This is a genomic window from Vibrio astriarenae, from assembly GCF_010587385.1.
Lineage (GTDB): Bacteria > Pseudomonadota > Gammaproteobacteria > Enterobacterales > Vibrionaceae > Vibrio > Vibrio astriarenae.
In genome coordinates this window covers 353,152-379,458 of the sequence record NZ_CP047476.1, presented here as the reverse complement: position 1 = coordinate 379,458, position 26,307 = coordinate 353,152, and the positions used below count along the sequence as shown (strand labels likewise).

Annotated in this window: 21 protein-coding genes; 7 read left to right on the top strand and 14 right to left on the bottom strand. The window is 44.0% G+C overall.

Features of this window, described 5'->3' with window-relative positions; genetic code table 11:
- Window positions 1–103 precede the first annotated feature (103 nt).
- From galK to galE, 3 genes are all read right to left on the bottom strand, one after another.
- A complete protein-coding gene (gene galK / locus GT360_RS16175) occupies window positions 104–1,258 on the bottom strand; it encodes a galactokinase (protein WP_164650001.1) in 1,155 nt (384 codons plus the stop codon).
- A 71-nt stretch (window positions 1,259–1,329) separates the two neighbouring features.
- Window positions 1,330–2,382, bottom strand: a complete 1,053-nt coding sequence (locus tag GT360_RS16170) for a UDP-glucose--hexose-1-phosphate uridylyltransferase (protein ID WP_164650000.1) — start codon at window positions 2,380–2,382, stop codon at window positions 1,330–1,332.
- A 26-nt stretch (window positions 2,383–2,408) separates the two neighbouring features.
- Window positions 2,409–3,419, bottom strand: a complete 1,011-nt coding sequence (galE, locus tag GT360_RS16165) for a UDP-glucose 4-epimerase GalE (RefSeq protein ID WP_164649999.1) — start codon at window positions 3,417–3,419, stop codon at window positions 2,409–2,411.
- 406 nt (window positions 3,420–3,825) lie between these two features.
- Between galE and GT360_RS16160 the strand changes: the two genes are divergently transcribed.
- Both GT360_RS16160 and GT360_RS16155 read left to right on the top strand, forming a co-directional pair.
- Window positions 3,826–5,808: a methyl-accepting chemotaxis protein gene (locus GT360_RS16160; protein ID WP_164649998.1), complete on the top strand. Its 1,983-nt coding sequence runs from the start codon at window positions 3,826–3,828 to the stop codon at window positions 5,806–5,808.
- Between the two features lie 154 nt (window positions 5,809–5,962).
- Window positions 5,963–6,877, top strand: a complete 915-nt coding sequence (locus GT360_RS16155) for a LysR family transcriptional regulator (protein ID WP_164649997.1) — start codon at window positions 5,963–5,965, stop codon at window positions 6,875–6,877.
- Window positions 6,878–7,084: 207 nt separating this feature from the next.
- Here the strand turns inward: GT360_RS16155 and GT360_RS16150 are convergent, their stop codons facing one another.
- Window positions 7,085–7,882 carry a hypothetical protein gene (locus GT360_RS16150; protein WP_164649996.1) on the bottom strand — a complete coding sequence of 266 codons (798 nt, stop codon included), beginning with the start codon at window positions 7,880–7,882 and terminating at the stop codon, window positions 7,085–7,087.
- Window positions 7,883–8,278: 396 nt separating this feature from the next.
- Here GT360_RS16150 and GT360_RS16145 point away from each other — a divergent pair, with 396 nt between their 5' ends.
- From GT360_RS16145 to GT360_RS16135, 3 genes are all read left to right on the top strand, one after another.
- Window positions 8,279–9,316: an aldose epimerase family protein gene (locus GT360_RS16145; protein ID WP_164649995.1), complete on the top strand. Its 1,038-nt coding sequence runs from the start codon at window positions 8,279–8,281 to the stop codon at window positions 9,314–9,316.
- A gap of 92 nt (window positions 9,317–9,408) precedes the next feature.
- The gene (locus GT360_RS16140) at window positions 9,409–10,899 is read left to right on the top strand and encodes an L-fucose/L-arabinose isomerase family protein (RefSeq protein WP_164649994.1); all 1,491 of its coding nucleotides are present in this window, start codon (window positions 9,409–9,411) and stop codon (window positions 10,897–10,899) included.
- Between the two features lie 187 nt (window positions 10,900–11,086).
- Window positions 11,087–11,896: a Cof-type HAD-IIB family hydrolase gene (locus tag GT360_RS16135; protein ID WP_164649993.1), complete on the top strand. Its 810-nt coding sequence runs from the start codon at window positions 11,087–11,089 to the stop codon at window positions 11,894–11,896.
- Window positions 11,897–11,972: 76 nt separating this feature from the next.
- On the opposite strand, the gene GT360_RS16130 is transcribed toward GT360_RS16135, so the two are convergent.
- The gene (locus GT360_RS16130; RefSeq protein ID WP_164649992.1) at window positions 11,973–14,027 is read right to left on the bottom strand and encodes a S8 family serine peptidase; all 2,055 of its coding nucleotides are present in this window, start codon (window positions 14,025–14,027) and stop codon (window positions 11,973–11,975) included.
- Between the two features lie 445 nt (window positions 14,028–14,472).
- Between GT360_RS16130 and GT360_RS16125 the strand changes: the two genes are divergently transcribed.
- Window positions 14,473–14,673, top strand: a complete 201-nt coding sequence (locus GT360_RS16125) for a hypothetical protein (protein WP_164649991.1) — start codon at window positions 14,473–14,475, stop codon at window positions 14,671–14,673.
- Between the two features lie 97 nt (window positions 14,674–14,770).
- Here the strand turns inward: GT360_RS16125 and GT360_RS16120 are convergent, their stop codons facing one another.
- The 6 genes from GT360_RS16120 to GT360_RS16095 all read right to left on the bottom strand — a co-directional run bounded on the left by GT360_RS16120 (window position 14,771) and on the right by GT360_RS16095 (window position 21,598).
- The gene (locus GT360_RS16120; RefSeq protein ID WP_164649990.1) at window positions 14,771–15,169 is read right to left on the bottom strand and encodes a hypothetical protein; all 399 of its coding nucleotides are present in this window, start codon (window positions 15,167–15,169) and stop codon (window positions 14,771–14,773) included.
- A 98-nt stretch (window positions 15,170–15,267) separates the two neighbouring features.
- The gene (locus tag GT360_RS16115; protein WP_164649989.1) at window positions 15,268–17,748 is read right to left on the bottom strand and encodes a response regulator; all 2,481 of its coding nucleotides are present in this window, start codon (window positions 17,746–17,748) and stop codon (window positions 15,268–15,270) included.
- Between the two features lie 265 nt (window positions 17,749–18,013).
- Window positions 18,014–18,760, bottom strand: coding sequence for a hypothetical protein (locus GT360_RS16110; RefSeq protein ID WP_164649988.1), 747 nt, complete (start codon window positions 18,758–18,760; stop codon window positions 18,014–18,016).
- A 64-nt stretch (window positions 18,761–18,824) separates the two neighbouring features.
- Window positions 18,825–20,441: a guanitoxin biosynthesis MBL fold metallo-hydrolase GntH gene (gene gntH / locus GT360_RS16105; protein WP_164649987.1), complete on the bottom strand. Its 1,617-nt coding sequence runs from the start codon at window positions 20,439–20,441 to the stop codon at window positions 18,825–18,827.
- Window positions 20,442–20,768: 327 nt separating this feature from the next.
- Window positions 20,769–21,221 (bottom strand): hypothetical protein, encoded by a 453-nt coding sequence (locus GT360_RS16100; protein WP_164649986.1) that lies wholly within the window; start codon window positions 21,219–21,221, stop codon window positions 20,769–20,771.
- Window positions 21,218–21,598, bottom strand: a complete 381-nt coding sequence (locus GT360_RS16095; RefSeq protein WP_164649985.1) for a hypothetical protein — start codon at window positions 21,596–21,598, stop codon at window positions 21,218–21,220. The genes GT360_RS16100 and GT360_RS16095 overlap by 4 nt, the downstream gene beginning before the upstream one ends.
- A gap of 911 nt (window positions 21,599–22,509) precedes the next feature.
- On the opposite strand from GT360_RS16095, the gene GT360_RS16090 reads away from it, so the two are divergent.
- Window positions 22,510–22,890 carry a hypothetical protein gene (locus GT360_RS16090; RefSeq protein ID WP_164649984.1) on the top strand — a complete coding sequence of 127 codons (381 nt, stop codon included), beginning with the start codon at window positions 22,510–22,512 and terminating at the stop codon, window positions 22,888–22,890.
- 80 nt (window positions 22,891–22,970) lie between these two features.
- Here the strand turns inward: GT360_RS16090 and GT360_RS16085 are convergent, their stop codons facing one another.
- From GT360_RS16085 to GT360_RS16075, 3 genes are all read right to left on the bottom strand, one after another.
- Window positions 22,971–24,122: an AI-2E family transporter gene (locus GT360_RS16085; RefSeq protein ID WP_164649983.1), complete on the bottom strand. Its 1,152-nt coding sequence runs from the start codon at window positions 24,120–24,122 to the stop codon at window positions 22,971–22,973.
- 205 nt (window positions 24,123–24,327) lie between these two features.
- Window positions 24,328–25,152: a hypothetical protein gene (locus GT360_RS16080; protein ID WP_164649982.1), complete on the bottom strand. Its 825-nt coding sequence runs from the start codon at window positions 25,150–25,152 to the stop codon at window positions 24,328–24,330.
- A gap of 148 nt (window positions 25,153–25,300) precedes the next feature.
- A complete protein-coding gene (locus GT360_RS16075) occupies window positions 25,301–26,293 on the bottom strand; it encodes an AraC family transcriptional regulator (protein ID WP_164649981.1) in 993 nt (330 codons plus the stop codon).
- Window positions 26,294–26,307: the final 14 nt, after the last annotated feature.

Here is a 26,307-nt window from a genome sequence, read left to right as displayed (position 1 = left end):
ACCTACTTATAGCTATCAATCACTTAGACACAAAAAAGCCCACTACCGGAGAGAATGAGGTAGCAGGCTTAGTATTCAAATCAAGCTCTAAGAAAAACGCAAATTATGCAATAAGACCAGCGCCATCTTTCGCCTGACAAACGTAAATGTCTTCTTTCAAACCCGTAGCCGCTTCATATTCGCGCTCTACAGCCGCTTTGATGTCGCTGACCAGTGCTGGTGGAACAAGTGCAACGATACAACCGCCAAAACCACCACCCGTCATGCGAACGCCACCTTCATCACCCACCACTTTCTTGACAATCTCGACCAAGGTATCGATCTCAGGCACGGTAATCTCAAAGTCATCGCGCATTGAAGCATGTGATTCGGCCATCAATTCACCCATACGCTTCATGTCATGCTTACGCAGGGCTTCTGCAGCTTCAACAGTACGATCGTTTTCGGTAATCACGTGACGAGCGCGTTTTGCCACCATTGGGTCAAGTTCAGCTTCACGCGCTTTGAACTGTTCAATAGTTACATCACGCAGCGCTTCAACACCAAAGATACGTGCGGCTTCTTCACACTGCTCACGGCGTGTGTTGTATTCACTGTCCACCAAGCCACGTTTTTTATTTGAGTTGATGATCACAACCGACATGTCTTCAGGCATTGACACCGCTTGCGTCTTCAAATAACGGCAGTCCAACAGAAGTGCATGATTTTTACGCCCTTCTGCTGAAATCATTTGGTCCATGATGCCACAGTTGCAGCCAACAAATTCATTCTCAGCTTGCTGGCCATTAATCGCGATCTCTGCTTGGGTAATATCTAGGTCGTACAGCTCTTTAATTGTCTGACCAATCACCACTTCCAATGCCGCTGACGAGCTCAAGCCGGCACCCTGAGGGACATTACCACTCACTGAAAGGTCAAAGCCCTTAAATTCAAAATGGCTGTCTTGTAGGCACTTCACAACACCACGAATGTAGTTTGCCCACATTTTGTCTTGTTGAAATTCGATCTCTTTCGTAAGGTCAAACTCATCGGTCGCGTTGTCATAATCAACAGAAACCAAGCGAACAATATTGTCCTCTCGCTTCGCTGCTGCAACCACGGTTTGATAGTTGATTGCACAAGGCAATACAAAGCCATCATTGTAATCTGTATGTTCACCAATCAGATTAACGCGACCAGGCGCTTGGATAAAATGTGTTGGCTCGTAGCCTAGTACCGCTTCAAATGAAGCTCTCACTTTTTGGACTAAGTCAGACATAGTTTCGTCCCCAATAAACTCGATAGTTAAATTTTAGTTTGGAGCCCCGCCATTGCGAGGCTCTTTATTTGTTATTGTTCTTTGTAATGAACATCACTTAAATCACGTAGGCGCTGCGCAGCTTGCTCAGCCGTTAAATCACGTTGAGACTCTGCTAACATCTCATAGCCCACCATGAACTTACGGACTGACGCACTGCGCAGTAGTGGTGGGTAGAACAGTGCATGCAACTGCCAGTGATCGATATCAGTACCTTCTTCAAAGAATGGCGCATAGTGCCAGCCCATAGAGTACGGGAATGAGCACTGGAACAAGTTGTCGTAACGGCTAGTCAGCTTTTTGATCGCTAATGCAAGATCGTCGCGTTGCTCATCAGACAATTCGCTCATGCGGCGAATATGTGTCTTCGGCAGCAACATGGTTTCAAACGGCCAAGCTGCCCAATATGGGACAACCGCGACCCAATGCTCTGTCTCAACAACAATGCGCGAGCCATCTTCGATTTCTGCTTGAACGTAGTCCACCAACAGGTTTGTTCCGTTCTCATCAAAATAAGCTTTTAGATTTTTTTCTTTACGCTCAATTTCGTTCGGTAGAAAGCTATTTGCCCAGATTTGGCCATGCGGGTGTGGCTGTGAACAGCCCATCGTCTCACCCTTATTCTCAAAGGCCTGTACCCAAACATACTCCTTACCTAGCTCTTCGATTTGCTCGTCCCATGTATCAATGACGCCACGGATCTTATCAAGAGGCAACTCAGGTAAAGTCTTACTGTGATCGGGAGAGAAGCAGATAACTCGGCTCAATCCGCGAACACCTTGTGTTTTAAACAACGGGTTGTCTGATTCCGGCGCATCTGGAGAGTCCGTCATCAGAGCCGCAAAATCGTTATTGAACACATAAGTGCCTTGATAATCAGGGTTTACATCGCCCGAAATGCGCTCATTGGTTGGGCATAAGAAACACTTACCATCATAACTTGGCAATTGCTCAGTAGACGGCTTTTCATCCTGACCACTCCAAGGACGCTTTGCGCGGTGTGGTGACACTAAAATCCATTGACCAGTCAATGGGTTGTAACGACGGTGTGGATGATCCACTGGGTTAAATTCTGTATTCGACATTGCTCTATCTCTAAACTCTACAACTATTAGTAACCCTGAGGGTTCTTAGATTGCCAATTCCATGTATCTTGTGTCATTGCGGCTATCGAGCGTGTCGCTTTCCAGCCCAGTACTTTCTCAGCTTTCTCTGTGCTTGCCCAACACTCTGCGATATCACCAGGTCGACGCGGGCAAATTTCATAAGCGACATCGTGACCACAGGCCTCACTGAAGGCTGCAACCATCTCTAAAACACTAGAGCCTTTACCTGTACCTAGGTTGAAGATGTGTAAGCCACGCTCTTCACCCACTGCTTTCAGTGCTGCAATATGGCCATCTGCGAGGTCCATCACGTGGATGTAATCTCGTACACCTGTGCCATCCGGCGTAGTGTAATCGTTACCAAACACAGCCAATTTTTCTCGACGTCCAACCGCGACTTGTGCAATGAACGGCATCAAGTTATTTGGGATACCTTGTGGGTCTTCTCCCATGGTGCCTGATGGGTGCGCACCGACTGGGTTAAAGTAACGAAGCAGTGTAATGCTCCAGTCATCTTCTGCTGTAAATAGATCAGATAAACACTGCTCTACCATGTACTTACTACGGCCATACGGGTTAGTCGTTGCACCCGTTGGTGAGTTCTCTGTAATTGGTACAATTTCAGGGTCACCATAAACCGTTGCTGAGGAGCTGAATACTATGCTCTTAACGCCAGCTTTACGCATGCAGCGAGCAAGTACCAACGACCCATTCACGTTGTTGTCATAGTACTCAAGCGGCTTAGCGACTGACTCACCAACAGCTTTAAGTCCTGCAAAATGAATCACTGAACTAATATCATGATTCTGAAAAACGCTGTCTAAAAACGCTTCATCTCGAATGTCGCCTTCATAAAATGTCGGGCGCTTTCCTGTGAGTGCTTCAATACGGTTTAAAACTTCAGATTTGGCATTACAGAGATTATCAACAATGATCGGCTCCATGCCTGCTTCAATCATTTGGACACATGTGTGACTACCGATGTAGCCCATTCCGCCCGTTACTAATACGTTCATGTCAGTCTCCCAATTCACTGAGTATGATTCTAGCCAAGAATTCAAAGGTTGTTTGTGACTGACGTCACGCTAGTGGAAACGTTTACACTAAATTCCATTTTTAAGTATTTTCAGCATTAGGTCGTTGCTCTAACCTTAAGTTTTTCAATGGTTAAAAATATGACAATGAAGGCCTACAAAGTACGATGCTGACCTAATTAACTGATATTACTATCATTTAATGTAAGTAAATATTACAATGTCATCGAATTGTTAAACACGATTCATATAATTATTCTTACAAATACATGCGAACAATTCATCTTGTTTATATAAGCTTGTAAGAACCGCTAAGGATTAGCGTTCTGTGTGGTGTCTCAGGGTTAACGAGTTGAGTTGATTTTCAAAAAAACAACTTGAGTTACTTATGCGCTTTTTAAAACGAAACCAGGCCAAGGCTCAGCCTGTAGAACTAGAACCTTCAAAGGTTCTAACGCTTAGCTACAATGACCTACTTAATCTTGACGAAACCGCCCTAACCGCGTCTGTGGGCAAGCCGAGTTTGATTTTGGGCTTCCTTCCTTGTAAATCTGATATAGACCGCGTCCGGCATAAACTCGCCAGCATAACCAGTGGAGAAATTCTTTTAACCACCACATCCGGTCAACTCAATAGCCTAAGTGACGACACCTATCAAACCCAACGCTCTAGCGACATCGTACTGCAAATTTTTTCAGAAGAACTTATCGAAGATGTCTCTTGCCACACCGTCAATCTTCCTTGCCAAGACATTCTTCGCCAGGAACAAACCCAAACCAAAGACCAGCGTGTCGCAGCCATCGTTCAGCAACTCAATGCGATTCAACCAAGTTTTGAACTTGATCATAAAGACACCTTCGCACTCACACTGGTCAATGGATTTACTAACTGCGAAAGCTGGTTGATGGAAGCCGTCTATCAACAAGCCAAGTTTGCTGTTCCATTCGTAGGTGGCACTGCAGGTAACGACTTAAGCAACAATCAAACGACCATTGCGACCCGCAATAAAACCTACCAAACACAGGCGATCCTTTGCTTTGTTAAGATAAATCCGAACTATCAATACAAGTTATTCACCAGCCACAACTATGAACCCACGACGAAGCATTGGTTGATTACTGATGCGAACCCTGCTTTTCGTAGCGTAAACAAGGTGTTGAGCAGCGATGGCACTGACATGATTGGTTTTGTTGACGCCCTCTGCACACACTTGCAATGCCGACCAGAACAACTTGAACAAGCATTGGGTAATTACACCTTTGCGATTAAAGTAAAAGACACGTATTACATTCGCTCGGTGGCAAGCATCGACATTGAGAATGGCTCACTCTCGTTCTTCTGTGATTTGCCATTGGCGACTAACCTCTACTTAATGAAGAGCAAAGACTTCATCGCCACGACACAGCGAGACTTTGATGCTTTCAACCCGCGTGACAAAGAACCTGTCAGCGGTATCTTGTTTGATTGTGTGCTTCGTCGACTTAAAAACCAGAGTGCTCTTAATCGATTGAATACCTTTGATGATTTCCCATGCGCGGGATTCTCAACGTTTGGTGAACTGTGTGGCGTCAACGTCAATGAAACTCTCAGCGCTCTGTTCTTCTATCGTAAAGGAGACCTCTCGCGCACCAAAACCGACAACTTCGTTGCCCAGTATGCCTCATTCTCTCGTTATTTCTTAGAGCTCGAACTGCAAGCCAACAAGCTACTCAGTCAAATGCAAGAGACTTTGATCACCACCAGCCAAAGTGCAATGTCGGTAGCAAACGAGTCACTTTCGCTATCAAAAGAGGCTGAAGAGAAAACTCAAGCCATCAACTCTGATAGTCGTGAACTTAACGCTCAGTTTGCTACGTTCAATCAGTCGATTCAGACTCTCTCAACTCAGTTGGGTAGCCTGACTGATAATGTGACGAAAGCGGAACAAGATCTTTCGACGATTGAAGCCATTTTCCGCATCATTGAGCAAATCGCCGAGCAAACTAACCTTCTGGCGCTTAACGCCAGTATTGAGGCAGCTCGTGCTGGCCAATACGGTCGAGGGTTTGCTGTTGTCGCTGATGAAGTGCGAAAGCTAGCGCAAAACACTCAAACTTCTCTGAACGATTCACGTGACAGTGTGGCGCGCTTGCTCCAACAGATAACGCAGATTTCTCAAGATGTGAATATTGCGTCATCAGAAATGAACAACGCAAACCAGCAAACGGTGAGCATCTTGAACAATATTCAAGACATTGATTCACATGTTGAAGAGACAGACCAGCTGTTAAAGAGCAATATCGCCATCGCTCAAAAGCTCGATACCATCTACAAACAAGGTGAGATAAGCAATCAGAATGTGACGGTCATCCGCGAGCAGTTCATTCACTAATTAGCAGTCTATTGCCAAGCGGGCTGCGCTACGCCGCAAACGGGTGCCATACCCTTTTGCGGCTTTTATCTTTTCTATTCGTATTCCTATTGCATCTAGAGCCATATCTTCTAATATCGACATATCATTTTGGTTATATCATTGAAACGTCACTATGGATCTTGCTAAATTTGATTTAAACCTACTCAAAACCCTCATCGTGTTACTTAAGGTGCAAAACACCAACAAAGCGGCGGAAATACTGGGTACTAGCCAGCCTGCTGTCAGTCGTAACCTTGCTAAGATACGCAGTGAGATAGGTGACCAACTGTTCATTCGTCAGTCACGAGGCTTCACACTTACCCCCAAAGCGGAGGAACTGGCGAATGTTCTTCCACGATTGTTAGATGAACTTCAAGTCAGCCTTCAAAGCACGGAATTTAAGCCTGAGGAATTGAATGGCACGCTTCGCATCGCTCTCAATGCGTTTATCATGGAAACGCACGGTTACAAGATCATACAAGCGCTATCGGAACAAGCACCCAATGTCACTATCGAGCTGCACAGTTACACCGTCACAACAGCAACGCAATTACTCACAGGTGAACTCGATTTTGCAATTAACTTTTATCCGTTAGATGTCAGCAAGCAACTCAGACAAGTCAAAGTGGGTGGATACTCTTTTCAAGGTCTGTGCCGGAAAGATCACCCAAGAGCAGGCGCAGTATTAGACCTCGATGACTTTGCGAATCTTGACCTGTTAGGTCTGATTGTTCCTGAATTTAATTCTGACCAGATGATTGTTAAGAAACTTCAGGCATTCAAGCACTTTAAGCCACGCATGCGGTCGCAAAATATCAACCCTCTCCTCAAAGAAATCCGTCATTCAGACGCCGTTCTTGTATGCCCTATGAGCATCTTGGAATCACTACCAAACGACAATTACGCCTTAATCAAAGTTCATGAAAAGACCACATATAACAAACTAGACCTTGGTTTGATCTACAACAGCCGATTCCTTCAATCATCGCGCTTCCACTGGATTGAGTCTTTGATAGAAAAAGTCCTCCCACCCTCTTCAAGTCATTGATAAAAAAATACCTCATTCACTTTCTCTGACAAATTGAAGTGAATGAGGCTAAGCAAAGCTATCATAGACAAACTGCTACTCTTGGTTCCATCAGAATAAGCAGGACAAGTCGCAAGAACTCATCCCAATAACTTTTTGTTCATAAACTTATTGGGATAACCACTTAAACTAAAGCGCCTGAGCTCAGGCGCTCTTGTATATCAACACTTAAAATTGGTAGTTGTACTCTATGCGATGGTCACCGTCGGAAAAATCTGTATATTCCGTCCAGTTCGCAAAGTATCGGATATTTGAGCGAGGGTTGATTTGGTATGAGATAGCCGCTTCGTGAGCGAATACAGTGTCGTTGCCCACGCCAAAGCCGTTATCTTTGTATGCTGAAGATCCTGACATAGTACCCATGTACATTGGGTTGTAGTTCAGCCAAATCTTGTCGGTAATCTCTACTTTGCCGTACATACCTACGACGTAAAACGTACCGTGAATATCCCAACGGTCTTGTGCTTGAGCATCAGGACGGTCGGCGTCAAACGTATCGCCAAAAGCCACACCCGCACCCGCTAGAGGGTAAAGGTTTACAGGCCCCATTTTAGGTAGAGCTTGGATAAAGCTATAAGAAGCAGTGCCTTGTGTACCATTATCTGTCTTGAAAGCCATATTCACATCGACCTGTGAGCCACGACCATTAGTCAAGTCCACACCAAAATGACGGTAGCGGAAGCTATCTATGCTGTTATCGTTGCCCTGACGTGCGTCACCATTCCAGCCAAGGTCTTCACCCATTATGCCTTTGAACTCTAGAACGTGCATGCCCATCGTATCTGGATTGCCCGTGTCGTAGGCTTGACCCACTTTTAAGTTTAGGCCTTTATCTGTGTAGCCAATACCAGCTTGGGTATAAACCGCGAGCGGATCAGACATATCTTGTAGTTCTTCTTCAGCAACCGCATTGAAGCTTAAAGCTGCAACACCCGATAAAGCGATAATTCTTTTGTTCATTTCCATGATTGTCTCCACCTTGATGTTCAGCAACGTCCGTATTACTGGAGAACTTTTTAGAGACTGAATTATGTAAACTGATGGATTGCTCAACAATGTCATAACTGATATAGATGAAATATCAAATTACGCATTTCATAAGATAACATTCACCGAACAAATTAATTAACGAATTTAGACAACAACACCGTTCACATCGGGAAAACAGATAACGTAACGAGTGATGAATATTCTGTTTTTTGTCTTTCAATTGACGCTATTTCGTAAAAATTGGTGATATCAGCGGAATTTATATGACCCCTATCAACATAGTGATTTTTGTGAAAACGTTACTCAAGAAACGTAATAGCGCCTACGAGCTGCTCCAAGCCAAAATAGCCTTAACTAAAGCGAGGGATTATTATGTTGGCACAACAAGAAGCATTAAAACCAAAAGTTTGGGGTGAATACTCGCTCTATTCGCTCACCAACCGAAATGGTACTCAGGTAGATATCTCAGATCTCGGTGCCATCATCGTTAACTTCTTTACCACAGACAAACACGAGCAGCGCCGAAATATCGTTTTGGGCTATGACACACCAGAGCAATACATTGAAGGCCGTGTGTTTTTTGGTTGTGTGGTTGGCCCTTGGGCAAATCGCATTGCTAATGGGTGTTATGAATACCAAGGGCAAATTGTTCACTTAGAAAATAATGAAGGCGACAACCACCTTCATGGTGCTTCTGCCAACATTGGTGCAAAACGTTGGGCTGTTGAACAGGCGTTCGATAATAGAATCGTACTTTCTGTTGCGATGAAGGCAGAAGAAGCGGGCTACCCTGCGAATATTCAGTTTAAGGTTGTGTATGAGCTGACAGACAGCGACCACCTCAATATTGAGTACTCTGCGATTCCTGATGCAACAGTGCCTCTAAACATGACGCAACACTCGTACTTCAATCTTGGTGATGCCGATAACGTTCTTGACCATATTGCACAAATTCATTCCGACAAATACCTACACGTCGATAGCAAGGCGATTCCGCGAGAAGTACGCTCAGTCGCAGCTACTCCATTGGATCTCAGAGCACCTGTCGCGATTGGTCAATCTATCGATTCAGACTTCCAACAATTATCTATGGCGGGTGGCTATGACCACTGCTGGTGTTTTGATGGTGTCGATGCAGACCAACCGATCATTAAAAATGCATCCGTCACTGACCCAGACTCAGGCTTAACCTTGTCGGTTTACAGTGATCAAATCGGCATGCAGTTCTACACCGGTAATTTCATCGAAAACGAAATCGGCCATAACGGAAAAGTACTCGGCAAACGATCAGGTTTCTGTCTCGAAACCCAATGCTACCCAGACCAAGTCAACATGAGTCACGCAGCAACCTGTATGTATGAAGCTGGCGAGCAGTATCGTCACCGCGTGAGTTACCAAATTTCAAAATAACAGCGAGCCCTTTCATCTCGCCTATAAACAATCCGTCGCTACAAGCCTTAAGCAGACGTTATGTAGCGGCATCTAATACTGAGAGCAATACTATGATTAATATTCCACAAGTTAAAATGGGTATCGTAGCGGTGAGCCGTGACTGTTTCCCACTATCACTGTCACAGCAACGCCGTCAGGCGGTGGTTTCAGCGTGTACTGAAAAAGATATCGAAATTATTGAGCTAGAAACCATCATCGAAAATGAAAACGATATGGTGAAAGCACTAGAAGAGGCGACGGCTAAGCAGCTTAATTCACTGGTTATTTATCTTGGTAACTTTGGACCTGAAGGCCCGCTATCACAGATGGCACAGCGCTTTGATGGCCCTGTTATGTTTGTTTCGGCAGCGGAAGAGTCAACATCATGTCTCGCAGATCAACGCGGTGATGCATACTGTGGAATGCTGAACGCTTCATACAGCGCGGGTTTACGCAACATTCGTCCACATATCCCTGAGTACCCAGTGGGCACACCTACTGAAGTTGCTGACATGATTGATGACTTCGTCCCAGTCGCTCGCACTATTTTGGGTCTTAAAGGTCTTAAAATTTTTAGTTTTGGCCCTCGCCCACAAGACTTTGTCGCTTGTAACGCACCAATCAAAGCCCTGTTCGACCTTGGTGTTGAAATCATGGAAAACAGTGAGCTAGACCTGTACGACATGTACCTTGAAGCAGAAGGTCATGAAGATATTCCAGCCATCATCGCGGACATGGAAAAAGAGTTGGGTGACAACAACCCATACCCAGATCTACTGCCTAAGCTGGCTCAATACGAAGCGGCTCTACTTGATTTCCATAAGAACAACCTTGGTGGCTCTACGTTCGGTATTTTCGCCAATAAGTGCTGGCCATCATTCCAGAAGTTCTTCGGTTTCGTGCCTTGTTATGTAAACGCTCGCCTAGCTGAACGCGGCATTCCAGTCGCTTGTGAAGTTGACATCTATGGTGCGCTGTCTGAGTACATGATCACTTGTGCGACCAATCACCCAGCTACACTGCTTGACATCAATAACACGGTGCCAAAAGACATGGTTGAAGCGAATCAAGAGATCATGGGAGACTACACAGAGAAAGACCTGTTCATGGGCTTCCACTGTGGTAATACGGCTTCAAGCTGTATGAAGAACTCACAGCTGCGGTTCCAAAAAATCATGCACAGCCTATTAGAACCAACCGAAGAGCCAAACATCACACGCGGTACGCTAGAAGGCCAAATCAAGCCAGGAGACGTTACCCTATTCCGTCTACAATCAACGGCTGATACCAAGCTTCGTTCTTACGTTGCACAAGGCAACATTCTTGACATCGACCCTGAGTCATTCGGTTCAATCGCGGTATTTGCGATTCCTGAGATGAAGCGTTTCTACCGCCACGTCCTTATCCAAAAACGCTACCCTCACCATGCGGGTATTGCCTTTGGTCACGTGGGCAAAACTCTGTATCAAGTATTGAACTTACTGGGTGTTGAAGAGATTGATTACAACCAACCTGCTTCAGAGCGTTACCCTAACGAAATTCCTTGTACTTTCTTAGGCTAATGCCTTAACCAAACACATAACGTGTGGACAAGAGCCTCGGACTGACATAGCCCAGTTCGGGGCTCTTTTTTATTTTATTCAGTGGTGAATGAAAACTTAATAAAAGTATTTGACCCGAAATGAACAAATCGCGGTAAAATGCTGACCAGTTTTTGATTCTTTTTATTTTTCAGTTCGGTAAGTATAGATGTACAAACTCATTGCCCTAGACTTGGATGGCACGCTACTGGGTAGCGACAAAGCCATCTCTCAACAAAACCAAGATGCGATTGCAAAAGCGCGTGCCGCTGGCGTGACGGTCGTTCTTGCCTCAGGCCGCCCGATGCAAGGCATGCTCGACAAGCTTGAGCTTCTGAACATTAATTCTGACAAAGATTTCATCCTTTGCTACAACGGCTCAATGGTGCAGAACATTGCGACAGGTGAAATCATTCACCAGCAAACCATCACTGGCAAAGATGCAAAACGCGTTGCGCGTCTTGCAAAAGAGTTAGGCGTTTATGTTCACGCATTCAGCACCGAACATGGTCTGATTACCACCGAGCACAACCCATACACGGATATCGAGGCGAACATTAATGGTCTTGATATCACTGAGATGAACTTTGAATCACTTTCAGATGATCACCCTATTATTAAAGCGATGATCGTTGCCGAGCCAGCAGCATTGACGGAAGCGATTTCAAAACTTGATCCTAAGCTTCGCGAAGAGTTCACTGTTGTACAAAGTGCACCGTTCTTCTTAGAGTTCCTAAACCCTTCAGCAAATAAAGGTATCGGTGTCGCTGCCATTGCTGAGCACTTGGGTATTAAACAGGAAGAAGTAATGACCATGGGTGATGCAGAAAACGATCACCACATGTTGAAATACGCTGGTCTAGGTATCGCTATGTCAAACGCGATGGAAGAGACTAAGCAGATTGCTGACCACATCACTGTAAGTAATGACGAGCACGGTGTTGCGGTATGTATTGAGCAGTTTGTGTTAAACGCTTAAGAGTGTGAAATAATAAAGGGATGTGTTCATCCCTTTATTTTGTTTTGGCGCTTCACTAATGCTTATTTACTAACGACTACTTTTTACGAAATTCCATTGTATTGCTGTAACCCGACTCTCCAGCATCATTATACGCCTTCACTCGATAACCATAATTGCCGCCATCAAGATCACTGATATTATCGGTATAATTTGCATCTTGTGTTCTAAACACTTCATAAAAATTGACAGTCCCTTTCTCTTTCCGGCCTCGTTCAACAATAAAGCCCAACTCACCCTCTGAATTATCATTCCAAGATAGCATTACGACATTGTTAGACAATGTACCTGATAAATTACTTGGTGATGGCAACGTACCAGGTTGAGGTGAAGGCTCGGTGTCTGTAACCGACACGACGATAGTGTCAGAGGTTGCTGAACCAGACGCATTCACAGCACTTACGCGATAGCGATACTCTCCGGGTGATGCAACAGTGTCGGTAAAAGTGGTTTCACCAGCCGGTACAATTTCTAACTCTTCAAAATTGATACGGCCACGTCGTTTTACGCCACGCTCAACCAAAAAGCCATTTTCATTCGAACTATTATCTTGCCATGTTAATTTGACATTAGGCCCTGTCACGTCGCCTATCAATCCCGATGGCGCTACGAGAACAGTTGAATCAACAACGACCACCTCTGTTGTCGTAGAGTCACTCAATCCATCGTCATCTTGGACAGTCAGAGTAACCGTATAAGTACCCGCAGAAGCATAACTATACGAGAATGTGCTGCCTTCGCCAGTTTCTCCATTACCAAAGTCCCAAGAATAGGTTTGTATTGTGCCATCTGCATCAGACGAAGTACTGCCATTAAAATGAATCAACTCATCTAAATTATATTCCGACTTAAAGTTATCGATTGTAATTGTTGACTGCGGAGCACTGTAGCTATTTAAGTTACTTGCATAGTTCACTGCGGCTAACGCATTAACTAAACCGTGCCCAAATACAACATCATCTCCAGAAGCGCCTAGATCAGTAACAGTTGAAAACAACCCTTGTTCAATTTGTTTCGGAGTGATTTCTGGATTAGCAGCAACCATGAGGGCAGCAATACCAGCCGTCAAAGGTGACGAAAATGACGTACCGCTGTAGTACACATAACGGTTGTCTGGGTATGTCGTTGCGATACTCACTCCTGGCGCTGTAATATCGACGAAAGTACCCCAATTTGAAAAGCTCGCTTTTTCATCATTCTGATCCGTTGCTGCAACACCTACGAAACTTTCATAATCAGGGTATGAAGCAAACTCTTGGCCATCATTACCTGCGGACATAAACAGTAAGCCATTTCGAGCTCGCAAATATTTTGCAGCCGCATCAATCGTTGCATATTGAATACCCCCATAGCTCAGGTTGACAATACGAGCGCCGTTGTCAGCTGCATATTCTATGCATTTTGCCATTGTTGAAATGTAAGCAGAGCTGTTTTCGTCACTGATTGCAATCCTCACAGGAATTATGTCGACATTCCAGTTTGCCCCTGCCACACCTATTCCATTATTACCTAATGCACCTAGTGTCCCTGCAGAGCCAGTACCATGCCCATCGGCATCGAAGATATTGGTATTGTCGTCCTCTGCATTATAAGCAAGATCGATCCTTAGATTATCTTTGAGGTCTGGATGTTCAACATCAAACCCAGTATCACACACACCGACCAATACTGAAGAACTGCCCGTTGTCACCTCCCAGGCTTGTTGACTGTTCACCGCAGTGTGATGCCATTGGTTATCGAAATAAGTATCATTGGGAGAAATGGTCGGTACAACGGCCACATCAGGCTCTGCAAACTCAACATAACCACTGTTTTTCAAAATATTCGCTATTGCCTTTTCTCTACCCTTATGGTCAAAGGTTGCAATGGCAATTTGTGAACCATCCAATACGACTTGGCTTACCAAACCTTGCCCTCTTAGTATGGCATTAAGGCCCCGAACTTGATTCGGCTCAGCCCCCTCAACTAACTTGTACAGCACGGTTCCTGGACGTACTTGTTCATTATTATGCTTCGCAGCCAAAGCACTTCCAGAATTAATCATCAAACACAATAAGACGAACTTAACGACTCCAAAGTCCCGTAGATACATGGTCGCTCTCCTAAGCTGTTTCGGTATAAATAACTTTGTTTTAAGAGGCCGACTGACTATCGCTACTACACGGCAGTCATAATTATTGTAATGACTCATGTTGCTATGAGACCGACTGCTTTTAGCGCTAAAGTTTAGAAAAGCGAGGGATACCTGCAACTTTCTATGTGCTTCTAAATTGCGACTTATTCAAAAAGAGACATCGCCTAACATCACCAGTACCGGCACATTCAGCTTTTAGTCACGATTCAAAATTCACAACAAATGATTAAAGAAACTCGAGCTGTCCCGTACTAAACTGTAACCATTCGTCATTTGGCTACAAATAAAAGACTATCCATGAACATTTAATGACACGTAAAACCAAACCTTGATCACAAAATGATTTTAGTCTATTGTTTCTAACATACAGATTTGAAAGTTAATTACAAAAAGGAGCTTTACTATGTTAACAGTAATCAAACAACTCTTCGTGCCACAGAAAGACTATGCTGGTCGTGATATCGACAATATGATTATGCGTCTTGCAGCACAAACGGGGACAGACATTACGGCTTGGTCATACATCAACGAATTGTCTGTGTACGAAAATACACTGAGCGGCATGCGTGTTTACCCACACGAGTTGTCGAAGTATGCTGCGTAAATTTAACGCGCTATTTCAACCCATTATCGAACTGAGGCATAATCCTCTGGCGTTTATGCCTCACCATTAGGTGGTCGACTCCACCAATGAACACACTTCACTGTCCAACTTTGCTCTTCCGAAACTCAAACTGACTCGCAGGAGTCAGGTATATACCAACTTCTCTGAGCTGCGCCCTCAAATCTAATAACCGAATTTCAGTGATAATTTGTATCACCATCGCGCTCAAGAAATTCACAGCAAGTATCAAAATCAACCAAGAGTAGTTCCAACCTGGTATCGCGTGACTAATTATCATAAAGGCGCTGATCGTAAACAAGGACACCATCACTTGATTCCAAAAACCGTGTGATGTTCGAAAAGTATTATCGGAATGCTGATATTGAATTTTGACGTTATTTGCACCACCACCGAGCTTAATGTAGATGACATTTATACCTGCTTCATAAGACAAGCTGTTGAGATCCAACACTTGTTCAATTCTCTTTAAAATCATTTTTCTCTCTCCCTATGCTCTTCTCTAATTTACATAGGGCAAAGCAAAGGGTAACTAAAGAGAAATCTGAGCCGCGATTCAGTTCAAAGTAATACCTACTAGCTCTCATTAATTTCTTCAGCTTGAGACAAATGCGATAGCCACTTATCCAAAGCATCACTTAGCGCTTTTTTGTTAATTGGTTTTGTCAGGTAGTCATCCATACCAGCCGCAATACACTTATCTCTATCGCCTTGCATCGCATTCGCGGTCATTGCTATCACTGGAATAGAGTGATCAATATTTACATTATCAGTGTTGCGTATTTCTTGAGTTGCTTCATAACCGTCCATTTCTGGCATCAAGCAATCCATGAACACTAAATCGTACTCAGCCTGGCTTCGCAAAGCAGCCAGTGCCTCAACACCACTTTTGGCCTTATCAACACTAATTCCATGTTTCTTAAGAAGAGATTGAAGCACTATCTGGTTCGTGGTGACGTCATCCACCACTAAGATACGTGCGTTAAACTGCGTTTTTGTACTTGGCGTATGTTTCGTCACAAAAGTCTCTTTCGGGCTGTCTTCTGTTAATCCCGATACTTTCTCTAACACACCCATTAAGTCAGATTGTTGCATTGGTTTGGTCAAATAACCGCTAAAGCCTGCAGCTTGCATTATCTTTGCATCTCCTCGCTGAGCAACCGATGAGAACATGACCAAGCGAGTCGTTTTGAGTTGGTTATCCGCCAGAATTTGTTTAGAAAGTTCAATCCCATCTAACTCTGGCATTTGGTAATCAAGAATCGCAATATCGAACGCACTGCCCTTGTGTTCTGCCTCTCTCATCATTGCTAAAGCTTGTTTGCCGCTCGATGCGAGCTTATGAGGAATCTTCCACCTTTCCAGAATTTGAGCCATTAAATTGCGATTCGTTTCGATATCGTCGACTACCAAAACGCGTTTATTTCGTAGGTCACCGCTAGGCAGGTGTACGATGGCGTTCTGTTCCGAGTTCTCGAGCCGAAGCGTAAACCAGAACGTCGACCCCTCGCCTGATTCACTATAAACACCTATTTCGCCCCCCATCATCTCAGTCAGCTTTTTACTGATGGCAAGCCCCAGTCCTGTTCCGCCATATTTACGTGTGGTGGAACTATCCGCTTGAGAGAAACGTGAGAAGAGTTTTCGCTGTTGCTCACCACTTATGCCAATCCCAGTATCCTTAACTCGGAAACGTAGCAATGAATCGTCGTGATTTTTTTCTTCGACATCAACATAAACAGCAACCTCGCCTTTTTCGGTAAACTTTATTGCGTTGTTAACCAGGTTATTTAAAATCTGCCTAATCCGCCCCGGGTCACCTCGATAACACTGCGCCATAATGGGTGTTGCGGGGCAAATCAGCTGTACGCCTTTTTGCTCTGCAGCAAAGTACAACATGCCGCCTATGTCCTCAACGAGCTCACCCAAATCAAAATCGATAATCTCAAGGTCAATTTTTCCCGCTTCAATTTTTGAGAAGTCCAAAATATCATTAATGATCGACAGCAAGGACTCTGCACTATTTCTCGCGGTTTCCGTCATACGCTGCTGTTGCTCATCCAACTTAGTATCAAGCAACAAGTTGGTCATCCCAATCACACCATTCATTGGAGTGCGGATCTCATGACTCATCGTTGAAAGGAAGTCTGATTTAGCCACCGCAGCCGCTTCCGCTTTTTTCGTTTCCTCCTGCAACCTCTCATTGTACTCACGCATGTTTTTGTCGCTCAGCACTAAGCTTGTGGCCATTTCTTTCAAGCCGAGAGTCAATCTCGCTATTTCATCTTTTCCTTTTAAATGATGGCTCGAGCTTAAAGTGTTTAAACCTTTGGTTAGATTTCCAAGCGTCACCTCTTTCGTCGCCTTCAAGAGAAGTCCAACTCTTCTTTTCACTCGTCCAGATGTCCAAAAGCCAACGATTGTAGACACTATCGCTGCGAACAAAGTCCCCATCACAAGAACTAACGTTGTTCTGTTTGCAGAATCTCGAGAGTTTTGAATGCGTATCTCTATGAGTTGTTCTTCAATTTTAATAAAGGTATCTATGTGCTGACGGATCTCATCAACAATTGCCATACCATTCATTTCTCTGACTAAATCGATGACTTTATTCATTGGTTCTATACCTTGTCGAACCGAGCGTCTGAGTTCGATTTCGTTCCAGCCCGTTTCAACAAGCCATCGACTGTGTAAATCATCGATAACTTTTAATCTTTCAACCTGAGGAGGGTTATCACTCACCTGGTAAGATAAAGCCGCCATCTTCTCATCCCACAAGACAAGCGACTTATTAAAGGGCTCTAAAAATACTTCGTCTCCCGTAATCAGAAAACCACGTTTTCCCGTCTCTTTATCCACGATTAGACTCAATAGCTCTTGCGCTCTCGCGATCGCTTTATGGGTGTGGGCGACCCAATCGCTGTCCTCTACCATCGAGCGTGTATTATGATGTACCGACACAGATACAAGGATGAGTAGTAGCAAGGGAATGGAAAAACAGGCGAGTATCTTCTTCTCAATCGAAATATTGTCAAACCAACGACTTAAGAAAGACATAGAGCATCCACCCCTTTTCCTCGAGAATAAAACTAGAGTCTAGGACAGAATATTGACAGCAAAAGGCAAATGCTTGAATTTGTGTGAGGAGATAAACATTTTGTTGCGGTAGCGACTGTTATTATACTCATTAAAGACTCAAAAAATACAAGGCCCTCATAACCTAGCGCGAGATCTTAATCTCTCATGTTTAAAGAAAGACACAAAAAGTTCATGCAGCCTTTTATATGAGGGCCGATTGTAAATCTTGCCTCCAATTGAAAACCTAATAGTTGAACGAGATACCAAATTGAACAGTACTTTCTTCAAAGTGATGCTGGTCAAATGCCTTGTTAGTCTGGCGATACTCTACATAAGGTTTTAATGTAGTTGCTGTGTAGGTAAGGCGAGCTTCATAATGCAAGTTGGTGTCGTTATCCTCCACAAGCTCAGATACAAATTGCCTTTGCATCACGTAGTTGTATGAGAACTCTGCTACCTGGCCCAACTCGTAGCTAAAACCCATATCTATACGGCCGAGATTGCTTCTGGCTGATTCAATGCTTTGGGAGTGAAAGCTATGCTCATGCTCGTGAACTGAAGATGTTTTGCTGTTCCCATAGTCGTAACCGACTCTACCATGAAAACCGAGCTCATGAGTTGCTTGATAGTCAATTCCTAGTCTCGCTCTGAGCTCATTGCTATCGTTGTAACCTCCTTGAGCATAAGCACCATATGCAAATAAACCTATATTATCTGCCGCGTTTACATACTTACCACCACCAAACTGATAAAAATCATGTGCTCCTGTCTCTGCTTCTGCATAAATAAAGAAGCCAGTATCATGCATCCAAACAGCCTCGATGCCGTACGCTTTCTCTGAGTCAGAGGAACTGTGCCCATGGTGCTTTTCATTGGCTACATAAACATCAATTTGTGAACCATTCGATATATCGACATTCCCATGTGCAAAGGCATTTGTGTTGATAATGGATAGCGAAATAAGTGATAAGATGAATTGTATATGCTTCATTGTTTTTATGTCCCGAAATTAAGGCGTAGGTTCGGGGCATCATTTAATGCCCCTCTCTTTTTAGTTATTTTGTATTACCTTCACGAGTATCTCGGTAAGGGTCTGAAGAATTCTTTCGGTGTACAGAACGAGGCTCCAAACCGTGGGCTTCACGCATCTCATCTACCATTCTTTGTTTCTCACCCATGCCACGCTTCATGCTTTCTGGAAGCGCTTCCGTTGGTACAATTAGATCTCGATCTAATGGCCACTCTTTTAGTAAATCTGGGTGGTAGCCCTCTGGGTAATACAACGCTTCATCGATTTCCAAATCACGAATTTCTTGTTCTTGAATGTCGGCACGAGAGTTCTTCGGCATTGGAACACGGAATACTTCACCATCATTCAAGTTAAATTGTGGGGCGCGGTTATTTGGAAAGTCAGGAATGATCCCTTCACGAACCCATGCTTTGTCAGGTGTCACGTTAGCAACGATCATGTCTGGCGCACCAAAGTGGTATGGCCCCTTCCAGTGCTCGCGCACCTGCGCTACCGTCTCATTGTTGTAGTATGGGTCAAACTCCATATGCGTTGTCATGAAGAGCCTTGGCTGTACTTCGTTAGCCAGCCAGCCCGCTGCGTAACCGGAAGTATGGTGAGTATCAATAGTGTAACGTGTTAGAAAGGCAGGAACCCCTTGCACAATCGATGCAATACCTACCAGCTCAGTTTGTACTTCCGTAACAAACAAATCACAGTTTTGGCCGTATTTGACATCAAGCTCAGTTGGACGACCATCACCTGTCCAAATAAAACACAGGTTTTCATCATCATTAATCTGCCAATCTAGACGGTATGCTGAAGCACCATCTTTTGCATGCGAACGACGCCAATGCGATATCTGAACACCATCCACATCATAAATAACACCACCATCATCTTTAAAGTCGAATTCTACGACCTCAATATCATTGCCCGAAGGGAAAACGTCGAACGCATCTTGGTGCCAAGACAGCATTTGTAACATGCCCTCAACCATGTGACGTGTACCGTCTTCCGGGTTACGACCAGAAGGGCCGTAAATTGTTAGTGGTTTCTCCCAACGACCATTCCAACCGCCGAATTGGTACAAATAAGGCAGAGAACCAAAGTGATCTACATGCAAATGAGTAATGAACACTTTGTCTAACTCATTAAGTGCGACCCCCGCACCGATATAGTTAGCAATAGAGGCTTCACCAAGGTCAAAAACAAAATTATCACCATTACCAAGCTCCACATAAATCGATGTATTCGCTTGTCCTGGACGAATCATTGGCGAGGTCCCCATGTAAGTCACTCGCATTTCATTGTGAAGTAACTCTTCGGTTCTGGGGTACCAGTTTGCAGCAGTAACCATGTGATCCATCGGCTCTATACCATCAAACATCAAGCCTTCTTTCCACAGCTCCTCACCGGTATTAATGTCAGTTTTTAAACCACCTTGTAGGATGGCGTGAATCTCTTCAGGAGACGAATAGATTTTGCCTCCTTGTTTAAGGAGTTCATCTGTATTGACATTTTGTTCATAATTAAAGTGTTTATACCCGCTAAAACTCGCTGAGTTTTCAGACTGATAGTGTTCAAATGGGTTATTAGCAAAAGCGCTAGTTGAAATCAAAATAGCGCCAGCAAGAGTAGTTAACGTTCTGCAATGTTTCATAAGTGAGTTCCTACAAAAGTAAACGGAATCACTTCCATGTGTTGCGAATGGGCAGTGACCTCAAACATTCACCCCATGCCCTGTTGATGACGCTATTATCTCCACTTATTGGATGGGAATGGATAGAGCTATCTTTTGTTGAAACCTCAATTTGATTTATGTGTCAGCTCTATTTCAGCTAATTACACAACTACAAATAATGTATCCTAAGTTCGCGTTACCACTTGAGCTCGACCAAGACAAGAAAGGCCCACCCTAAGGTGAGCCAAACTATGGACAAATTATGTAATATAAGAGGCAACTCCTTTTGCCATTGTAGGAATCTAATTAATTATAAAATCCAGAGTGATTAGCACTATTCTCGCCAGTGCGCTTAATTAAGCGGTTAAACTCTCGGTCAGCCAATTCTTGTTCATCGTAAAGCTCTTCCAAAATAACTTGTTCCATTGCCATCACTTCAAAAAACTGATTATCACAGTATGAACTATCCCATCGTGGAAGCATATCATCATCCTGTGCAATACTATTTACATGATCTGCTGCAAAGTGTGCATAGTGCTCAAACAACTCCTCATCAGTGCCATTTGCAGCCCAAGCCAATTTCTTAAACCAGACTGCAGACTGCTCTTCCGAAATATGTTCATTAACTTTACATACTGACATTGCAACCAAAGATTCGGTATAGTTTTCATAGTGAGGCAAAGTGTTATGCACATGTGCGCCACAGGCCAACACAATCCCTGAATACAGCATTGTTGCAACAGCAATTATTTTTTTCATAGAGAAGCCTCACTATTTGGTTGAGAGCAGATTTGCTTCACATTCCCTTTCTCCTCAGCGTCCTCAATGAGTTGAATTCCCATAGCTATACCCTCTCGGTACATTTCGTGTTCTTCGCTGAACTGAAATCTTTGCCCCAGCACTTCCGCCGACAGACCTTCTATTGTTTCTCTCATCACTAGCGACTGCTTGGTGACATAATCCTTTGTCATTGTCCCTTGCTCGACACAATATTGGTTTACAGTTTCAACTGCGGCGGCGGCCATAATTGCGTTGTCTTGGCTAAACAAGGTATCGTGATCGTGCTGTGCGGCATGAGCCGAAAAACCGACTAATGTACCCAAACTTACGAGTCCGGTGATAACTGATTTTTTCATTTGGAATTTCCTACAATTCATTATTTTTAACTGTCAAGTCGACTACCTGACGCCTCTATGAGCAAAGGAGCTCAAATCAGCAATTTACGATCGACACCACAGCAAGTGCAGCTAATGTCATGAGGGTTACAATGCGTATACTTTTCATGTGTGAGTTCCTAACTATCTATCTATCAAGGAACACATCCATGTGATGGGTTAAGTTAGCGGAAAGTCGATGACTCTGTCCGTGCTAAGTTGATTAGAGGAGTATGTGCATTTTTGAGGAAAGAATGTAGATCATCAACTTTGGTTAAGACATAATTTCAGTTTATGTATGGTTCTAGCCGAAACCATATGTTACTCGTAAGTAAGCATCCCAAAAAACATCATGACTTCATCTGCTCCCGTTTCTATGTATATACACACAGCCCCTCAGCTTGGACGTGGGTCAAGCATGAAAAACAGCTCATTTTTCATTGAGATAATGACTAAATAATTAATAAGGTTAATAGACTTTATTTGTATAGGATTATGATAATTTGATTGCAAGTTAGACTGACGATGAAACAAACCGGCCTGCTACTTGGAGTGTTCGATTTTTTAAGGAGATAGCTTTGCTATATAGGTTTAAACGATATTTAGAACAACGCAATCATGAAAATGTCTTAATTCACATTGGTAAATGCGGCGGATCTTCACTGCGAAGTGCAATGAAAGAGCCTACAAAGCTAGAAATAACCCACGCTGTCCATGTAACAAAACTTCTTTATATAAAAAATCAAAATTACTACATTGTCGCTCGCGATCCAATTAGTCGATGTATTTCTGCATTTAATTGGAGGTATAAGTTAGTGGTTGTCGATCAAACTCAAAACAATCGGTTCGATGCTGAATTTGAAATTTTTAAATAGTATCAGAACATTAACAACTTGGCTCAAGGTTTGTTTGATGATTCAGGCAAGGTTAACCCCGACGTCGCTGCAGATTTTGAAACTATCCATCACTTGCGTGAGCGAATCTCATTTTACCTTGAAGACTTCTTGAAAAAATGCCCGACTTCGATGATTAAAGGGGGCTTGATGCAAGAAAGCCTCAATGCTGACATTGAACATTACTTGGGTGTCAATAACGATAATAAACCTATTGAAAAGCTAAACAAGACCACGGTGCCAAGTGAACTGAGCCCACTTGGGAAAGCGAATTTGGTCAAGTACATTCAAGAAGATTACCACTGTCTATTCAAGCTAAGTCAACTGGGGCATATTAGAAATGACACCATGCTAAAAATATTCGATAACGCTCTAACATAACCTTCTTGTTATTTGCCAACTCAAATCTAACAAGTTATTCAATAGAAAAAACCGGAGCAATGATGCTCCGGCTATTCGTTTTACTCTGTAGGCTGCGCTTTTGAATTTGCTAGATCGTTGTCCTTGCTCTCTTTTGAGTCTTGAGGCAGCTTCTTATCACTTTCACTGTCTACCCACTTCATAAACACCTGATAGCCCGCCGTTAAGAATGCCGCACCAACAAACATCCCAAGAATACCACCCGACATCATACCGCCAATCGCGCCAATCAATACCACTGGCATCGGTACTTCTAAACCTCGACCAAGAATCATCGGCTTCAACACGTTATCCACCAAACTTGCCGCAATCATCAGCACGGTAAAGATGCCGTTGTGCAGTGTTGAATTGCCCTCAATTGACCAAAGAATCGCGGTTGTGACAATCGCAATCAATGTCACCGGCAGTTGCATGATTGCAAATAGAAGCGCAATGACGGTAAAGAGCGCAGCCGCTGGTACGCCCGCTAGGGCTACCGTCGCGCCAAAGGTCATGGCAGTTAGGAAAGCAATCCCGATGACGCCAATCGCAACTTGTCGAATCGTCGCGGTCGTCAGGTTATGCAGTTCTGGCCCTTTCGCCTCATCCGAAAAGCTGGTAAAAATCTTGCGCATTGATTTAGTCGCAGGCTCTGCCCAAGCTAACATGATCCCAGCAACAATGATTGCACCAATCATGAAGAAGACATTACTTGCTGCCCCACCCGCCGCTGATACCAACCACGAGGAAGCGGCTTTCAACTGCGGTTGACGCTTATCAATAAAGCTCGACATATCTGTGCTCGCCTCACTCCAAGCATCGTAAACGTCTTCGCCAACAAGCGGCCAATCTTCAACGCTTGCTTTTGGAGCAGGAATTACTAGCGCACCCTGTTGATAATCTTCATAGGCATCCAGTGTCTTCGTTGCAAAAGAGTTAGCCACCATTGTGGTTGGAACCCCGATTAACAGCACACCCACCAGTACAATCAAAGTCGATACTTTGCTGGCAGACCAATTCAATTTAAACTCAAGCCAACGGCGCGCCGGGTAAAGTGCAATAGCCAGCACCATTGCCCACATCAAAATGGGTAAGAAAGGCGCGAACGCCCAAAAACACATTAAAACCAGAAAAGAGATCACCGCAAATCGAATCAGGGAAGCGGTAAACGCCTGGGTTAGCAACTCTTTGGTCTCTTCTTTTTGTTCACACATTGTCAACTCCTAGCTTTTTTAACGCCGTGCTAATCTCTACTCTGCTATTTTTTGTTAGCAATTACACCGCTCATCCATGAACTTCTACACACAACATTAATTCATTGAAAATATTTAGATTGTTGTGCGCCTAATTTGACTATAGTCGACAAATGAAACACAACAAGTTCGTGAGGGGATAACTCTTACCTTAATCAGATCTCACTTAATCAAATAAGCGAGTAAGCTGATTTTCAACCACAGGTGTAATATTGAAACCAATCATAAAGTCTGGGCGTGTCCTCTCATCTTTTTCGATGTAATAGTTCGCCTCTAGACCCAGCTTCCAAGGTCTTCCGCCGATGACGGTTGTCTTTGATACACTTAAGTTAAGTGGAATTTCCGCTTGATGAGTATTCCAGTCATAGGTCATGGTGGGTGAAGAACCGACAGTCCAACCACCACTCAAAATCTCTACCCAGAACAGCTGCGCTGATGTTTTATTAATGCGTTGCTCGTCAGTCCCAGAGCCTGCGACGCCTACTAGATGGTTAGGAAACGCGCCAATGACACGCTCTGCACTCGCCTTACCGATAAGGAGTTCAGGGCCAATAGCAAACTGATCCGAAGAGAGCTCGTTGCTCCCCGTTGGCAAAGAGGCGATCAAACCCACAGCAGCGATATTGCCGCCTTCGAGTTTCGGAGCATAAGCTAAATCAAAGCTAATATCCGACACGCCTGATTGGTCTTGCTTCATCGCACCAACGTTAAAATCATTATCGATATAAGAGACTGCGGGCCTAAAGATGATCTTATCGCCGTTATCGAGAGGGAATGGCATCGTAGGCTGGAAAACCGAAACGAAGCTACTCCCACCGTCTTCGTAGCCGCCGTTATACTGAAACTTAAAATTTAGGCTTGCATAAGCCGTATTCGGATTTGCCAGTTCTTGCGCTGCTTTTTCTGCAGTCACCTGCTTGTCACCGGCAGAAGCAACAGCAAGCGCTGATACACTACAAAGAACAAGCGCGACTAATGGTTTTACTTTCATATTCGTTTTCTCCGCATGAACGCAGACAGAAGCACTCTGTTTGCGCAGCGAATATTAACGAGTTACAAAAAGCAAAATAGCCATTTAACGACAACAAGGGCATCTCGAGAGTGGAAGCAATGGCCCATTCAGCTATTGCTTGTGATGATTAGTTTCGCACTTGAGTTGGAGAAACACCCGCCCAAGCGGTATAAGCTCGTGTAAATGAATTCGTTTCTTGAAAGCCAAGCAAGAATGAGACTTCTGCGATTGGGAGATCTGTTTTGGTTAAATAGTAGTGCGCTAAATCCTCTCTCACTTGATTAAGGATCGCTTGATAGCTCTTTCCCTCTGCTGCCAATTTTCTTTGCAGAGTCCGTTTACTCATGGCCATATTTGAGGCGACTACCTCGATAGAGCTCTCTCCTTGAGGAAGGATATCCATCAGGTGTTCATAGACTCGCGCTGATGTTGCTTGAAACTCGCTAATCGCATCTAGCTGTTTTTTCACCTCTGTCTCAAGTACCCCGAGCATTGTCTGATTGTTGGTCAGAAACGGAGTCTTGGCGTCTTTGGCATCAAAGCTGATTGCAGTTTTTGTACCCTGGCTTATCTCACAACCAAAATACTCTTGATAAGCCTCTATATCGCTTGGCATTGTCGGCAAAACAATCTCAACAGGTTTAATGTGTTTTCGCGTTGCCAAGCGTGCTAATTGGGTAAAGAAAACCAGTTCGGTTAAATTAAACGTGCGCGGACGTTCACCCTCATAGCCATAGCAGCTCAACTCTAATTTAGTCTCCGAGTCTGTAAACTCTAAGTCCATAATCATCGGGCCAATGAGAGGCTTGTACGCTTGCAGCCTTTTCATCGCCGCATTAAGGTTGGGACTGCAAATAGCAGTAAAAATCGGCGCATCAAAACATTCGAAGCTCATCACCTCTGCCAGCTTTAGCGGAAGCTCAATCCCTCGGTCTTGAGCCGCTCTCTCTATGCCATCCCAAAATTGAAAGTACTGAGATGGAGATAGCTGGATTTTCGTTTGGTCAAACAGGCCAATAGGTAGCTGGGCATAACCCAGCGCCGCCTGTAGGCTGATTCCGAGATCATTAAACATAACCCGCCAACTGTTCGGTATGACAAACTTCTCTGCTCTTTTCATCTAAATACTTCTTT

Excerpts from the sequence above, each read along its gene's own strand:
- galK (WP_164650001.1), bottom strand. The coding sequence starts at position 1,258 with ATGTCTGACTTAGTCCAAAAAGTGAGAGCTTCATTTGAAGCGGTACTA.
- GT360_RS16130 (WP_164649992.1), bottom strand. The coding sequence starts at position 14,027 with ATGTATCTACGGGACTTTGGAGTCGTTAAGTTCGTCTTATTGTGTTTG.
- GT360_RS16125 (WP_164649991.1), top strand. The coding sequence starts at position 14,473 with ATGTTAACAGTAATCAAACAACTCTTCGTGCCACAGAAAGACTATGCT.
- GT360_RS16150 (WP_164649996.1), bottom strand. The coding sequence starts at position 7,882 with ATGGAAATGAACAAAAGAATTATCGCTTTATCGGGTGTTGCAGCTTTA.
- GT360_RS16100 (WP_164649986.1), bottom strand. The coding sequence starts at position 21,221 with ATGAAAAAAATAATTGCTGTTGCAACAATGCTGTATTCAGGGATTGTG.
- GT360_RS16170 (WP_164650000.1), bottom strand. The coding sequence starts at position 2,382 with ATGTCGAATACAGAATTTAACCCAGTGGATCATCCACACCGTCGTTAC.
- GT360_RS16075 (WP_164649981.1), bottom strand. The coding sequence starts at position 26,293 with ATGAAAAGAGCAGAGAAGTTTGTCATACCGAACAGTTGGCGGGTTATG.
- gntH (WP_164649987.1), bottom strand. The coding sequence starts at position 20,441 with ATGAAACATTGCAGAACGTTAACTACTCTTGCTGGCGCTATTTTGATT.
- GT360_RS16085 (WP_164649983.1), bottom strand. The coding sequence starts at position 24,122 with ATGTGTGAACAAAAAGAAGAGACCAAAGAGTTGCTAACCCAGGCGTTT.
- galE (WP_164649999.1), bottom strand. The coding sequence starts at position 3,419 with ATGAACGTATTAGTAACGGGCGGAATGGGCTACATCGGTAGTCACACA.
- GT360_RS16155 (WP_164649997.1), top strand. The coding sequence starts at position 5,963 with ATGGATCTTGCTAAATTTGATTTAAACCTACTCAAAACCCTCATCGTG.
- GT360_RS16095 (WP_164649985.1), bottom strand. The coding sequence starts at position 21,598 with ATGAAAAAATCAGTTATCACCGGACTCGTAAGTTTGGGTACATTAGTC.
- GT360_RS16080 (WP_164649982.1), bottom strand. The coding sequence starts at position 25,152 with ATGAAAGTAAAACCATTAGTCGCGCTTGTTCTTTGTAGTGTATCAGCG.
- GT360_RS16140 (WP_164649994.1), top strand. The coding sequence starts at position 9,409 with ATGATTAATATTCCACAAGTTAAAATGGGTATCGTAGCGGTGAGCCGT.
- GT360_RS16115 (WP_164649989.1), bottom strand. The coding sequence starts at position 17,748 with ATGTCTTTCTTAAGTCGTTGGTTTGACAATATTTCGATTGAGAAGAAG.
- GT360_RS16120 (WP_164649990.1), bottom strand. The coding sequence starts at position 15,169 with ATGATTTTAAAGAGAATTGAACAAGTGTTGGATCTCAACAGCTTGTCT.
- GT360_RS16135 (WP_164649993.1), top strand. The coding sequence starts at position 11,087 with ATGTACAAACTCATTGCCCTAGACTTGGATGGCACGCTACTGGGTAGC.
- GT360_RS16160 (WP_164649998.1), top strand. The coding sequence starts at position 3,826 with ATGCGCTTTTTAAAACGAAACCAGGCCAAGGCTCAGCCTGTAGAACTA.
- GT360_RS16110 (WP_164649988.1), bottom strand. The coding sequence starts at position 18,760 with ATGAAGCATATACAATTCATCTTATCACTTATTTCGCTATCCATTATC.
- GT360_RS16145 (WP_164649995.1), top strand. The coding sequence starts at position 8,279 with ATGTTGGCACAACAAGAAGCATTAAAACCAAAAGTTTGGGGTGAATAC.